The sequence below is a fragment of the Microbulbifer regidiadema (SeqCode) genome (assembly GCF_052467605.1).
Window position 1 is genome coordinate 94,813 of sequence record NZ_CP174316.1, and the last position, 12,813, is coordinate 107,625.

Here is a 12,813-nt window from a genome sequence, read left to right on the forward strand (position 1 = left end):
TATGACCAGAATTAAAACATTTATCACATTGACGCTGTTAGGTGGCCTAGCGGTGGTACTGCCTATCGCTATCTTTGTTCTGCTATTCCAGTGGCTGTTCGGTCAGGTCAGCGACCTCGTTGCTCCCGCTGTCATTTGGCTGGAAGCGCATACGGAGTTCAAGGATACCCTCGCCCGGCTCGTGGTGATAGCCCTGATTCTCGGGGGCTGTTTCGCCATCGGTTTGCTGGTGAAAACCAGTGTGGGCAGCTGGCTGCACCGCCATGTGGACCACTGGCTGGGGCGTCTGGCACCGGGTTACAGCACGATTAAAGACGTGGTGATCCAATTTATTGGCGGTGGTGGTGAGGGAGTGCTGGCGGGACCGGTGGCCAAGGTCCGCATCCACGGTGCCGACAACCCCCTGACGGTGACGGCGATTGTCACCTCTCAGCACCCCAACGGGGATATGACCGTCTATGTGCCCACAGCGCCGGTACCCACCTCCGGGTTTGTTTTTCACGTGCCGGCGGAGTGTGTGGAAATACTGCCCGGGGTGAGTGTTGAGGCGGCGATGAAGACGATCGTCGCCTGTGGTTCCGGCAGTGCCAGCCTGCTGTCAGCAAAGGGGGAGCCTGAAACGCCCCCTAGCTGATATCCCGGTTTCGCCCCAGATCGCGAATGGCAAAGCGCGCTGGGTGCAGGGCTTTGGCGAGGGTAGCGCTGACCGGCAGGGGTTCGTTAAGCATCCAGGATGCCAGCACCTCGGCGGTCAGTGGCGCGTAGGTAAAGCCCCGGGAGCCCAGACCTCCCATCACATAGAGTCCCGCCTGATAGTCGGCCCGTGCGGCAATGTACTGCTTGCGGTTCTTGCGCAGGGCGACGTAGGTGGTGCCGATAGAGTCCCAGTGGGGTATGGGACCGGCCAGGGGCAGGTAGTCGGGGGTTGCGGCGCGCAGGGCGGCGCGACCGGCGAGGGCCTGCTGTGAAAACTCTGCCGCTACTTCCGGCAGCAGCCCCGCCAGGGTCTGTAGGTTCTCATTGTGCTCGCTATCCCGCAGTTCTGTTGCAGTCTCTTTGAGTTTAAAGGTGGCACCAAAACTCTGACGGCCCCGGTGGGCGGGAGTGATATAGCCCTCACCGCACAGTGCCATTTGCAAGCGCGAGGAGTTCTCAGTGGCGCTAGCTCGGGACACCTGGCCGCGAATCGGCCTCAAGGGGAGGGTCGCCGCCGGTGCAAACTGGCGAATATCATTGGCGCCACAGAGGACAACGGCATCGACCGTAAACGCCTCCCCAGCGGTGTGTACCCGCCAGTTTGCGGCATTGCGCTGCAACTCCAGCACGGAGCAGTGCCTGTGCAAGGTGATATTGGGGTGCTGCAATAAAGTGGCGCAGACTTTGCGGGGCTCAATCCACCCGGCGCGGGGGAAGTGCAGGCCGCCCACAGTTAGATCGATACCCGCCAGGGAGCTGGCGGTCCGCGCATCGACGGGCTCTGCCAGTTGCTGCCCGTCGCTCTCTGCCAGTGTGGCGGCGACCTGGCTCTGCAACAGCTGCTCCCGTTCAGTTTGTGCCAATTGCAGCAGGCCGCTGAAGTGGCTCACTTTGGCGCAGCGGTTGCGGTAGTAGCGCTGGGCAAACATCAGGGCGTGGAGATTGAAGTCCCCATTGGGGCCGGGCTTGGGCGAAAGTTTGGCGTAGAGGATTCCCTGCTCATTCCCGGAGCCACCGGAGCCGGGTTCCTCTCCCCGCTCAAATACCTGTACTTTAACGCCGCGCTCTGCCAGTGCCCGGGCCGTGGTGGCGCTGGCAATACCGGCGCCGACAATAGCGACAGTTTTAGGGAGGGGGCTCTCTTGCTGGGGCAGGTGCCACGGAGTTTCCCGCACCTCATTTACCTGCGGGCTCTCTAGAGTGCCGCACAGCATCTCGCGCTTGCGCCCGAAGCCGGGAACCTTGTGCAGGGAAAAGCCGGCATCGCGGAGCCCGCGCTTAACCAGTCCGGCACAGGTAAACGTGGCGAAGGTGGCGCTGGCACGGCTGAGGGCGGCCATGCAGTTAAACAGCTCTGGCGTCCACATATCCGGGTTTTTGGCCGGGGCAAACCCGTCCAGAAACCAGGCATCGACTTGCCGATCGCCGTCCCTGTGCAGGCGCAGGCTCTCCAGCGCCTCGCTGGCCTCCCCGATAATCAGGGTCAGGCTGATCTGGCCAAAGTGCAGCCGGTGAATGCCGCTGGCCAGCAGGGGCGGGTAGTTATCGATCAGCGCTTGTGCGAGTTCTGCCAGTTGTGGCCAGAGATCCAGTGCTCTGCGCAGGTCGTCGGGGCGCAGGGGAAATTTCTCTACTGAGATAAAGTGCAGGCGGGCACTTTGGGGAGCCGTTTTCTGCCACAGTTCGGCGGCGGCGAGGAAGTTCAGGCCGGTGCCGAAGCCCGTTTCGGCGATGGTAAATGTATCGTTTTCCGCGAGCTGCTGCCAGCGCTCCGCCAGGGCGTTTTGCTGTAGGAAAACGTAGCGGGTCTCCTCCAGGCCGGAGGCGCAGGAGAAATAGATATCGTCGTAGGCGCGGGACAGCGGCTGGCCATCTTCACGCCATTCGATCTCTGCGTACTTCTTGTCCGGTTCGCTCACAATAAGACTTCCGTCAGCCCTCATCCCGCAAGCCAAACTCGCGCATTACCTGGGCGCACCAGCGCTGGATGCGCTCTTCACTCAGGTCGAATTCGCTCTCTTCATCCAGGGCCAGCCCGACAAATTGGCTGCCATCGTCGGTCAGCCCTTTGGACTCTTCAAACTCATAGCCATCGGCGGGCCAGTAGCCCACAGCGCGGGCGCCGCAGGCCAGCAGCTGCGAGTGCAGGTAGCCCAGGGCATCCTGGAACCACTGGGGGTAGCCCTCCTGGTCCCCGAGGCCAAACAGTGCGACCTTTTTGCCGTGTAGATCCAGTGCGGCCAGATCGTCCCAGATATTTTCCCAGTCCTCTTGCAGCTCGCCGTAGTCCCAGGTGGGAATACCGAATAGCAAGAAGTCGTAGTCTTCTGCGAGGCCAATATCGGCCTCCGCAACATTGTGGATATCAATCCACTGGGGGCCGATACACTGGCGGATTTTTTCCGCAGCCATTTCGGTATAGCAGGTGCTGGAACCGTAAAAGAGTCCTATGGGGGCTTGGGAACTTTGCATAGCGGGTGAACTTCTTACTGCTGCGACAGGGCGCCACTAAAATCCAGCTGTCGCCAGGCCTCGTAGATCACGATGGCGGCGGCATTGGACAGGTTGATACTGCGGCTCTCGGCACGCATGGGAATACGCAGGGTGTTATCGGCCCCGACGGCTTGCAGGAACTCTGCGGGCAGTCCCCGGGTCTCCGGGCCAAACACAATGGCGTCGTCCGCCTGATACTCGATCTCGGTATGGCTTTTGCTCCCCTTGGTGGAGAGGGCCAGTACCCGGGCGGGCTGCTCGCTATCGATAAAGGACTGCCAGTCCCTGTGGCGCACCACGCGGCTGTACTCGCTGTAGTCGAGGCCGGCGCGGCGCAGGCGCTTGTCGTCCATATCGAAACCCAGGGGTTCGATAAGGTGCAGCTCGGCGCCAGTATTGGCGCAAAGTCGAATAATATTGCCGGTATTTGGCGCTATTTCGGGTTGGTATAAAACAATTTTGAACATGGAGTGGCGTTTGCGCTGGAGAGACTTCTAGTCGGGTCGGGCAGTGGCGCCCGACCCGGTACGGCTGCGGATTATTCCACAATTAGATGGGGGTGGCGATCTCCTCGCAATCGATTTCGACCCCCAGTTCATTGGCGATTTGATCGAGGTCATCGCGCAGGCCATCCAGATCCATATCCTCGGCCACGCTGATCGTACACTCGGCGTTGAACAGGGGCTCACCGCTCCAGGGGGTGCTGCCGTAGGAGGTTTCCAGCTGCTCCATATTGATATGGTGGGCGGTGAGGGCGCGGGATATCTCGCGCACTATACCGGGGCGGTCGTTGCCCACCAGTTTTAGGGTCAGTGTTTGTTGGGGTTTGGCGGATACGGCGATGGCATCTTCGATCATCAGATTGTAGCCGGCGTCAGCCAGGGCCAGTAGCGCCTCTTTCAGTGCTTGGCTTTTATCTGCGGGCGCTACTACGCGCAGGATTCCGGCAAACTTACCGGCGAAGTGGGCCATATGGCTGTCTTCCCAGTTGCCGCCGTTATCTGCGATAACTGCTGAAAGCTTTTCCACGACACCGGGCTTATCATCAGAGATCATGGAGATAACGAAGTGCTGTTGCATATAAAGTTCCTTTGCTTCACGAGAGACGTTGAGCTGACATTGTAATAGGATCTCGTCGGATAACTCTATCGGCCAATCTCAAAAGCGTTATTTTGAAGCTTACTTGTCGGTATTTTAACGAGGAACTGTTGATGAACGTGATTGCGGACTTGTGTGTGATCCCTATCGGCGTGGGTGTCTCCGTCAGTAAATACGTTGCCGAATGCGAGCGGGTGCTGGAGGCCGCCGGACTCTCCTATCGCCTGCACGCCTACGGTACCAATATCGAGGGGGACTGGGATAAGGTGATGGCGGCGGTTAAAGAGTGCCACGAGCGGGTACATCAAATGGGCGCCGAGCGGATCAGTTCCAGCCTGAAACTGGGAACCCGTATCGACCGCGAGCAATCCATACAGGATAAGATCGATAGTGTGCAAACCAAGTTGGACCAACGATAACAACACAGGAAGAACTATGACGAGCAATTTTAAGAAATCCCTGCTGGCTCTGGCCGGAGCCCTGGCTTTGGCCGGCACTGCCCAGGCTGCCGATTTTTCTGCCGTTATTAAAGGGGATCACCGCAGCAAGAATTACGTTGCGCGGGACCAGTATCGCAACCCGGTGAAGACCCTGACCTTTATGGGTATTGAGCCGGATATGACGGTGGTGGAAATTACCCCCGGCGGCGGTTGGTATACCGAAATCCTGGGCCCCTACCTGAAGGAAAAGGGCACTCTGTACGCGGCGCACTTCCCTGAGAATAGTGAGTCCGACTACTACAAACGCTCTCTGAAGAACTTCAAAGCGAAGCTGGCTGCCAATGATAAGGCCTATAAAAATGTGATTGTGACTGAGTTTGCCCCGCAAACCGGTCGCGAGATTGCTCCGGCAGGCAGTGCCGATGCCGTAGTAACTTTCCGCAACGTACACAACTGGATGTATCGCGATTATGCCGATGAAGCTTTCGCCAGCTTTTTTGCCGCGCTGAAACCCGGCGGTGTTCTAGGAATTGTCGAGCATCGCGCCAAACCAGGTACCAGCCTGGAGGATATGGTGTCCAGCGGCTATGTGACTCAGGAGCACGTGATCGAGCTGGCGAAAAAAGCCGGCTTTGAGTTCGAAGAGGCCAGCGAAGTCAACGCCAACCCCAAAGATACCGCCAAGCACCCCAAGGGGGTTTGGACTCTGCCGCCGGTCCTGCGCCTGGGAGATGAGGACCGCGAAAAGTACCTCGCCATCGGTGAGAGCGACCGTATGACCCTGCGTTTCCGCAAGCCCAACGCCTGATCGATTTCGATTGACTGTAATATATCGGGAGTGGCGATTGCCGCTCCCGACCTATCTGAATTTTTCGCTGTATGATTATTCCCTTCGAACAACTGGATACCGAGACCCTGCAAAACCTGCTGGAGGAATACGCCACCCGCGAGGGCACCGAGTACGGTGAGCGCGAGGTGGAGCTGGTGGACAAGGTCGCCAGCCTGCGCCGCCAGCTGCAATCCGGGCAGGTGGTGATCTGGTTTGAGCCCGATGAAGAGACCGTCAACTTGGTCCTGGCTGAGGACCTGCCGGCCGATGTCTGAATGTTTAATCGATCGCCCGGATAAACCCCGCGCGCGCTTTCTGTTTGCCCACGGCGCCGGGGCGCCGATGGACAGTGAGTTTATGCAGTTTCTGGCGCAGGGGTTGTGTGAGCGGGGCGTCGAGGTCGCGCGCTTTGAGTTCCCCTATATGGCGCAGCGGCGCACTGGTGGCAGTAAGCGCCCACCCAATACCATGCCCCAGCTGCAAGAGTCGTTCCGCGAGCAAATTGATCAGTTCGGCCCCGGGCTACCCCTGTTTATCGGTGGTAAGTCCATGGGCGGGCGAGTGGCGAGTCTATTGGCGGATGAATATTGGGGGCAGAAGGCGATTGCCGGTGCCGTATGTCTGGGGTATCCATTCCACCCCCAGGGCAAGCCGGAAAAACTGCGAACTGCACACTTGCTGGATATACGCTGCCCGACCCTGGTGATTCAGGGGGACCGGGACCCATTGGGCAACCGGGCCGAAGTGGAGGGCTACGGCCTGTCGGATAGGGTCGGAATCGAGTGGCTGGAGGACGGCGATCACGACTTCAAGCCCCGTCGCGCCAGTGGCTTTAGCCAGCTTCAGCACTGGCAAACGGCAGTGGAGTTGGCCGCCCGGTTTATGCTGCGGTCTCCAGAATAGTAATGCGCTCCTCCCGCATCATCAGCGGGTTGAGGAGCGCCATCTGTGCGCGGCGCTCCTCGCTGGTATACCAGTGTTGCCAGTGCAGCTCCGATTGCCACTTGGAGAGGGTGAAGCGCCGCAGGGGGTTGCCCTTCTCGATATAGGTCTGCCCCTCGATAAAACCCACGGTGCGGTAGGCGTGGGTGAGAATCTTGCGGGCGGCCTCTTCATAGCTGCCCTGCATCTCTGCGGCGATTTCCCGCTCAATCAGCACGTAAATCATTGCCTGCTCAAATTGCCTTAGTCTCAGAGGATTTTAGTGCGGGTGGCGGTGAATTACCGGGCAGCGCTGCTGTACCCAGTGATGACGGCAGCGGCAAAATTGCGCACAATGGCGCTTATGAAGTCAGATCACACCCTAGATGCCCGCGGCCTCTTGTGCCCGGAACCCGTCATGATGCTGCACTCAGCGGTGCGTAAAGTCGCCGAGGGTGAAGTGTTGAAAATGGTTGCCACCGACCCCTCCACTCAGCGGGATGTACCCAAGTTCTGTCAATTTCTGGGCTATGAACTGGTACAGCACGCAGAGGAAAACGATGAGTTCGTCTACTGGATTAAAAAAGCGGAATAGCGGGTCATAAACGCTCCAGCCCCCGCCGCTGGCGGGGCTGGGAGTTTTTTGCATGAAAAGCCTGGCGGGCCCTGTGGATCAGGGTGCTGTCACCAGAGCTGCGATCGCGGCCAGGGCCTCGGGGTCCTCGGATTTAATTTTGTTGGCGATATGGTGTTGGAAAAAGTAGCGGAATCCCTCGCTCTCCTGTGCGGGGTACAGGCAGTGGTCTCCCGGTAACACCGGGGTGGTTTCAACGATATCGTGGTCAATAAGCATGCCGTGAATCTCCCCGTCGGCGTGCAACCGCCAGCTGATAACCTCTATCAGCGTCAGGTTTTCACGTGGTTTGTCCATAAACACCGCGTGGGTACCGATGGTGTCGGGAATTTCCTGGAGCACTTCCTCAGCTTTATTACTCTCGTATTCAAAGTACTCGGCCGCAGTCTCCAACTCGACGATCTTGTGAATAGGGGGTTGATGGAAGATTTCCTCGATGCCGGGGTCATAGTAGCCCTCAAAGCGCCCGTCGAGAGGGTCCTTGATAGCGGGACAGGCCACTATGGTGTTGAGCCAGGGAACGAGGCCTACGACCTCGCCATTGGCTTTAAGACCCCAGCATAAAATTTTCAGGCTATACAGATCTGTGCCGCTGGAGTTGTTGGAGTAGAGCATTTCCAAGCCATCTAGCTCCGGCGAAAGGCGAATAAAGCGCCTGTCAGCAGAAGTTTCGATAGGCTCGCCGGTGAAGAGGTCAACCACATTATTGGTACTGTGGTCTGTCATGGAGCACCTCCTTGCAGGGCCGGTTGTATACCGTCTCCACTCAGATGAAGGTGCGACAGCGAATGCCCTACCTCTGAAGGAAGACTGGGGCAGGAGGGGGTTTGATTGCTTTAATTCCCTCCTCGGGGAGACGCTTGAAGGACATGCCCTCGGCGGCATCCCTGTTCCTAAAGGTATATGTTGATTTGCGGAAATACAACTAGCGCCTTTTACCCCCCTCGGCGCCTTTGCTTTGATCCGGGCGCCGGCGTTGATATAGTCCCCGCCTTTGAGGTATCCCGGAGAACGCCTTGCCTATCGCAATTGCAGAAATGGCTCCTGTTTCCACCAAACAGCCCATGGCTGATCGTATCGCCAGAGTCTTCGATCACTGTTTTTCAGACCCCAATGGGCTGAATACCCGACTTCGCGGGGGCTTTTGCGAGCCCTATTACCGACCTTGCGGAGAGGGCCAAGCCTATCACCAGGTGGAGTTTACCCTGGACTATGCCGCCAGCGCCCTGCACGAAGTGGCGCACTGGTGCGTGGCCGGAGAGGCCCGCCGGCGGTTGCCGGATTACGGCTACTGGTATGCCCCGGATGGCCGCAGCGCCGAGCAGCAGGCGGAGTTTGAGCAGGTGGAAGTTAAACCCCAGGCCCTGGAGTGGATCTTTGCCCGCGCCTGCGGTCTTAAGTTCCGGGTGAGTGCCGATAATCTGGAGAGTGGTTTGGGCCCCAGTGATTCGTTTAAACAGGCTATCTGGCAGCAGGTTCTGGACTATTGTGAAACCCGGCCCAACCCCCGGGCCTGTGCGTTCGCCGAAGCCCTAGCCCGGGAGTTCAGTGGCCCCAATCCGTTTAACCGGGACAATTTTCCCCTGGCGGATCTCTCGTGAAAAGCTACCTCATAGACGCATCGGTATATATCTTTCGATACTACTTTGCGCTGCCGCCCAACTGGCAGAGTCGCAGTGGCTATGCCACCGAGGCGGTCTACGGTTTTACCAACTTCCTGCTGGATATGTTGGCGCGGCAACCCAGTTATATTGCCTGCGCCTTCGACGAATCACTGGGTAGCTGTTTTCGCAATGAGATTTACCCGGACTATAAATGCAGCCGTGCACTGCCCGATGAGGCCCTGGCTTTTCAGCTGGCGGCGTGTCGGGAAATGGCCGAGGTGCTGGGGATTGCCAGTTTCTCCAGCGAGCGCTATGAAGCCGATGACATATTGGCCACCCTGACCCGAAAGCTGCGCCGGCAGGCTCCGGTGGTGGTGAGCCGGGACAAGGATCTGGGGCAACTGCTGGCCCGGGGCGCGGTATCCCTGTGGGACTTCGCCGGCGATCGGCACCTGGATAGCGGTGCCCTGGAGGCAAAGTTCGGGGTGCGCCCGGAGCAGATACCCGACTACCTGGCCCTGGTGGGGGACACCAGCGACGATATCCCCGGTATCCCCGGGGTTGGCCCTAAGACGGCCGAGCGTCTGCTGGAGACATTCGATTCTATAGAGACTCTACTGACACAGCTGGACACCCTGGTCACACTGCCCATTCGCGGTGCCAAGGGGCTGGTGGCGCGGATAGAGGAATATGCAGACCAACTGCGCCTCGCCAAGCGCCTGGCGAGCCTGGAGGAGCGGGTGCCCCTGGATGTGAAACTGGCGGATCTGCGCCCGCAACCGGTAGATGTCTATCTGGCCCGCGCCCTGGCTGAGGAGTTTGGCATCGGTGGCCTGAGTAAAAAGATTGAACGCACCTTCGCCGGTGCCGATGGAGAACTGACATGAGCGATAGCGCTGTACAGAGTGCGGGATTAAAAATCGTCGCCGATGAAAATATCCCCGCACTGGAGGAGTATTTCGGCGATCTGGGGACGCTGGAGCGCTACCACGGCCGCACCCTGAGCCGGGAACAATTAATCGATGCGGATATCCTGCTGGTGCGTTCGGTCACCCAGGTCGATCAAAGCCTGCTGGAGGGAACCCGGGTGCGCTTTGTGGGCAGCTGCACGATCGGGACCGATCACCTGGACACCCAGTGGTTGCAGCGCAATGAGATCTTTTGGAGCGCCGCACCGGGCTGCAATGCCAACTCCGTGGTGGAGTATGTGTTTTGCACCCTGGCGGCTCTGAATATCGACTGGCAGGGGCGCAGCTTCGGCATAGTGGGTTGCGGCAATGTCGGTGGACTGTTGCAGCAGCGCCTGCACGCCCTCGGGGTTTCCTGCGCCGTCTACGATCCCTGGCTGCCGGAAAACCCGGATGCGAGCACTCTGGAAAAGGTGCTGAGCCAGGATATCGTCTGCCTGCACGCGCCGCTGGTTAAGGGGGGTACCTATCCCAGTTTCCATATGATTGGTGCAGAGCAGCTGCAGCAGCTGCGCGACGGCAGTGTGCTGATCAGCGCCGGCCGGGGTGGGGTGGTGGACAACCGCGCCCTGTTGGCGGAAATCCAGCGCAATAAGCGTTTTACCACGGTGTTGGATGTGTGGGAAAACGAACCGGATATCGATACCGAGTTACTCGAACAGGTAGATCTGGGTACGCCGCATATCGCCGGTTACAGCCTGGATGGAAAGCTGGCCGGTACCCGTATGATCCGCGAGGCCCTGTGCCGGGAGCTGGGCATTGCCCCCCTGTCCTCGGAATATCGGCCGACTGAAACCCCGAGAGAGATCGCGGCGGATTCGGCCGAGGATTTGCTGTTGCAGATATACGATCCCCGCGCGGACGATCGCCGCCTGCGCGCGGCCGCAGCGAGCGAGGTGCCGATGAAAAAGGCCTTTGATTTGCTGCGCAAGGAATACCCCGAGCGCCTGGAGTTTAATCACTACCGCGCCGCCGCAGAGGCTCTGAGTGAGATTGAAAAACAGCATTTGGCAGTACTGGGGTTGGCGTGCAGTTAGGTAAGCAGGTAAAAAAACTCGGACTGATTATCAACCCCTGGGCCGGTATCGGTGGCCCGGCGGGGCTCAAGGGCAGCGATGGTGCCGAAACCGTGCAGCGAGCACTGGCGGCGGGCATTGAACCCCAGGCAAACCAGCGCGCGGCACTGGCCATCGAGGCGTTAAAACCCTACGCCGAGGCGCTGGAAATCCTGTGTTTTGCCGGCGATATGGGCGCCGCTATCGCGGCTAAACTCGGCTTCTCTGTGCGTGAAGTGGGCGCGGCAGAGCGCTCGCCCTCCTCGCCGGAAGACACCGAACGGGCGGCGGTCGCTATCCGCGATAGCGGCGCCGACCTGATCGTCTTTATTGGCGGTGACGGCACCGCGCGGAATATCGTCAACGCCCTGGGGGACAACTTCCCGGTGCTGGGTATTCCCGCCGGAGTGAAAATGCACTCCGCCTGCTTTGCGATTTCCCCTAAAGCCGGCGGTGAGGTGTTGCGGCGCCTGATGGCGGGGCAGCTGGTGGATCTCGCCGAGCGCGAAGTGCGGGATATTAACGAGGAGTCTTTCCGCAGCGGGCGGGTGACCACTCGCTACTACGGCGAGCTGCTGGTGCCCCAGGAGGGCCATTTCTTGCAGGCGGTAAAAAATGCCGGTCGCGAAGTGGAAGAGCTGGCGGTTGCAGATATCGCCGCTGAGATTACGGAAGAGCTGGACCCGCAGACCCTGTATATCGTCGGCCCCGGCTCTACCACCCTGGCAATTCTCAGCGAACTGGCTTGCGCGGGAACGCTGTTGGGGGTGGACCTGTTGCTGGATGGACAGTTGTTGCAGGTGGATGTCAGTGCGCCGCAAATTGAACAGGCAATAGCCGAACACTGCGGGCCGGTGAAAATTATTCTTACGGCTATCGGTGGCCAGGGGCATTTAATTGGCCGGGGCAACCAACAATTATCCGCCGGTGTGCTGCGGCAGGTCGGGCGCGATCATTTAATCGCGGTTGCGACCAAAACAAAAATTACAGAATTACAGGGGCGTCCGCTGTTGATCGACAGTGGCGATCCCGAGCTTGATAAACACTGGAGTGGTTTTATTCGAGTGGTGACCGGCTACCGCGATGCCATTCTCTATCCACTGAGTAACGGGGATATTCAATAAACGATGAGTGCAGATTGGCAGTTACTGCTGGAGCAGGTAGAAAATAAATTAGCGCAAAATACTGGTGACAGCCGCCGTTTTTTTCACGGTCGCGGTCGCAGTTATGCGGGCTTGGAACAGGTCTGTGTCGACAGTTTTTTTCCCGCTCTATTAGTCACCTTTTTTGAGGAGTACGACGGCGAAATAGAGCTGTGTGAAAAACTCTGGCAGATGGCCCAGGCTCGGGGTTATCAGGGAGTTGCGGCGCAGCGGCGCTACCTCCCCGGGGCGCCCTTACAGTGGCACTGCGGCGAGGCGGTTAGCGCCCCGGTGGCGCGGCGCGGGGATCTTCAGTTCCCTCTCACGTTCGATCGGCAGAATGTCGGCTTCTTCCTGGATATTGAGCCGGGTAGGGCCTGGCTCGAGCAGCAGGTGCGCGCCCGGGGCGATGGAACATCCGCGAAGATGCTCAATCTTTTCGCCTTTACCTGCGCCTTTTCTGCGGTGGCGCGGGCGGCGGGCGATATTGAAATTGTGAATGTGGACGTCAATCGCGGTGTGTTAAATCGCGGGCGGGAAAATCACGAGATCAATGGGTTGTCACTCAAGGGGGTTCAGTTCCTGCAATTTGATGCGCTGCGTCAATTTAAGCGCTTCGATCGCCGTGGCCCTTTCGATCTGGCCATTGTCGATCCGCCGACACGACAAAAAGGCCGCTTCGATGTCAGTCAGAACTATGAAAAACTGTTGCGGCAGCTGCCCGCCTGTCTCGCCGATGAGGCGGACCTGTTGATGGTGATCAACTCGCCCCGGCACAGCGAAGCCCACTTCCGCGATTTAATACTCGGGTCTGACAGCGGTTATGAAGTGGTCGCGCGGCTGCAACAAAATCCGGATTTTCCCGATCGGGACCCGGATGCGGCGCTGAAAATGCTGCACGTTAAATATCGCCGCCAATCCCGCTAGCGGCGC

Annotated in this window: 17 protein-coding genes; 11 read left to right on the forward strand and 6 right to left on the reverse strand. The window is 59.0% G+C overall.

What is annotated here, in order from left to right:
* Position 1 precedes the first annotated feature (1 nt).
* Positions 2–634: a DUF502 domain-containing protein gene (locus ACJJIF_RS01085; RefSeq protein ID WP_444930419.1), complete on the forward strand. Its 633-nt coding sequence runs from the start codon at positions 2–4 to the stop codon at positions 632–634.
* Here the strand turns inward: ACJJIF_RS01085 and mnmC are convergent.
* The 4 genes from mnmC to ACJJIF_RS01105 all read right to left on the reverse strand — a co-directional run bounded on the left by mnmC (position 627) and on the right by ACJJIF_RS01105 (position 4,269).
* A complete protein-coding gene (mnmC, locus tag ACJJIF_RS01090) occupies positions 627–2,615 on the reverse strand; it encodes a bifunctional tRNA (5-methylaminomethyl-2-thiouridine)(34)-methyltransferase MnmC2/FAD-dependent 5-carboxymethylaminomethyl-2-thiouridine(34) oxidoreductase MnmC1 (protein ID WP_444930420.1) in 1,989 nt (662 codons plus the stop codon). The two genes, ACJJIF_RS01085 and mnmC, sit on opposite strands and share 8 nt — an antisense overlap.
* Before the next feature lie 13 nt (positions 2,616–2,628).
* Positions 2,629–3,168 carry a flavodoxin FldB gene (gene fldB / locus ACJJIF_RS01095; protein WP_444930421.1) on the reverse strand — a complete coding sequence of 180 codons (540 nt, stop codon included), beginning with the start codon at positions 3,166–3,168 and terminating at the stop codon, positions 2,629–2,631.
* Positions 3,169–3,182: 14 nt separating this feature from the next.
* On the reverse strand, positions 3,183–3,656 hold the full coding sequence (gene trmL / locus ACJJIF_RS01100) for a tRNA (uridine(34)/cytosine(34)/5-carboxymethylaminomethyluridine(34)-2'-O)-methyltransferase TrmL (protein WP_444930422.1): 474 nt from the start codon (positions 3,654–3,656) through the stop codon (positions 3,183–3,185).
* A gap of 82 nt (positions 3,657–3,738) precedes the next feature.
* Positions 3,739–4,269 carry a glycine cleavage system transcriptional repressor gene (locus tag ACJJIF_RS01105; RefSeq protein WP_444930423.1) on the reverse strand — a complete coding sequence of 177 codons (531 nt, stop codon included), beginning with the start codon at positions 4,267–4,269 and terminating at the stop codon, positions 3,739–3,741.
* A 131-nt stretch (positions 4,270–4,400) separates the two neighbouring features.
* Here ACJJIF_RS01105 and ACJJIF_RS01110 point away from each other — a divergent pair, with 131 nt between their 5' ends.
* The 4 genes from ACJJIF_RS01110 to ACJJIF_RS01125 all read left to right on the forward strand — a co-directional run bounded on the left by ACJJIF_RS01110 (position 4,401) and on the right by ACJJIF_RS01125 (position 6,459).
* On the forward strand, positions 4,401–4,706 hold the full coding sequence (locus ACJJIF_RS01110) for an MTH1187 family thiamine-binding protein (protein WP_444930424.1): 306 nt from the start codon (positions 4,401–4,403) through the stop codon (positions 4,704–4,706).
* A 16-nt stretch (positions 4,707–4,722) separates the two neighbouring features.
* Entirely contained in the window at positions 4,723–5,535 is an 813-nt protein-coding gene (locus ACJJIF_RS01115) for a class I SAM-dependent methyltransferase (protein ID WP_444930425.1), read from the forward strand.
* A gap of 71 nt (positions 5,536–5,606) precedes the next feature.
* Complete coding sequence (locus tag ACJJIF_RS01120) at positions 5,607–5,831, forward strand: YheU family protein (RefSeq protein WP_444930426.1); 225 nt, start codon at positions 5,607–5,609, stop codon at positions 5,829–5,831.
* Positions 5,824–6,459, forward strand: coding sequence for an alpha/beta family hydrolase (locus ACJJIF_RS01125; RefSeq protein WP_444930427.1), 636 nt, complete (start codon positions 5,824–5,826; stop codon positions 6,457–6,459). Before ACJJIF_RS01120 ends, ACJJIF_RS01125 begins: the two co-directional genes overlap by 8 nt.
* Here the strand turns inward: ACJJIF_RS01125 and ACJJIF_RS01130 are convergent.
* The gene (locus ACJJIF_RS01130; protein ID WP_444930428.1) at positions 6,437–6,724 is read right to left on the reverse strand and encodes an antibiotic biosynthesis monooxygenase family protein; all 288 of its coding nucleotides are present in this window, start codon (positions 6,722–6,724) and stop codon (positions 6,437–6,439) included. The two genes, ACJJIF_RS01125 and ACJJIF_RS01130, sit on opposite strands and share 23 nt — an antisense overlap.
* 117 nt (positions 6,725–6,841) lie before the next feature.
* On the opposite strand from ACJJIF_RS01130, the gene tusA reads away from it, so the two are divergent.
* The gene (gene tusA / locus ACJJIF_RS01135; RefSeq protein ID WP_444932299.1) at positions 6,842–7,072 is read left to right on the forward strand and encodes a sulfurtransferase TusA; all 231 of its coding nucleotides are present in this window, start codon (positions 6,842–6,844) and stop codon (positions 7,070–7,072) included.
* Between the two features lie 78 nt (positions 7,073–7,150).
* Here tusA and ACJJIF_RS01140 read toward each other — a convergent pair whose 3' ends face one another.
* The gene (locus ACJJIF_RS01140; protein ID WP_444930429.1) at positions 7,151–7,837 is read right to left on the reverse strand and encodes a hypothetical protein; all 687 of its coding nucleotides are present in this window, start codon (positions 7,835–7,837) and stop codon (positions 7,151–7,153) included.
* Between the two features lie 290 nt (positions 7,838–8,127).
* Here ACJJIF_RS01140 and ACJJIF_RS01145 point away from each other — a divergent pair, with 290 nt between their 5' ends.
* The 5 genes from ACJJIF_RS01145 to ACJJIF_RS01165 are packed head-to-tail and all read left to right on the forward strand — an operon-like array spanning position 8,128 to position 12,807.
* Positions 8,128–8,712 carry an elongation factor P hydroxylase gene (locus ACJJIF_RS01145; RefSeq protein WP_444930430.1) on the forward strand — a complete coding sequence of 195 codons (585 nt, stop codon included), beginning with the start codon at positions 8,128–8,130 and terminating at the stop codon, positions 8,710–8,712.
* Positions 8,709–9,602, forward strand: coding sequence for a 5'-3' exonuclease (locus tag ACJJIF_RS01150; RefSeq protein WP_444930431.1), 894 nt, complete (start codon positions 8,709–8,711; stop codon positions 9,600–9,602). Before ACJJIF_RS01145 ends, ACJJIF_RS01150 begins: the two co-directional genes overlap by 4 nt.
* A complete protein-coding gene (locus ACJJIF_RS01155; protein ID WP_444930432.1) occupies positions 9,599–10,720 on the forward strand; it encodes a 4-phosphoerythronate dehydrogenase in 1,122 nt (373 codons plus the stop codon). The genes ACJJIF_RS01150 and ACJJIF_RS01155 overlap by 4 nt, the downstream gene beginning before the upstream one ends.
* Positions 10,711–11,862, forward strand: a complete 1,152-nt coding sequence (locus tag ACJJIF_RS01160; protein WP_444930433.1) for an ATP-NAD kinase family protein — start codon at positions 10,711–10,713, stop codon at positions 11,860–11,862. Before ACJJIF_RS01155 ends, ACJJIF_RS01160 begins: the two co-directional genes overlap by 10 nt.
* A gap of 3 nt (positions 11,863–11,865) precedes the next feature.
* Entirely contained in the window at positions 11,866–12,807 is a 942-nt protein-coding gene (locus ACJJIF_RS01165; protein ID WP_444930434.1) for a class I SAM-dependent methyltransferase, read from the forward strand.
* Positions 12,808–12,813: the final 6 nt, after the last annotated feature.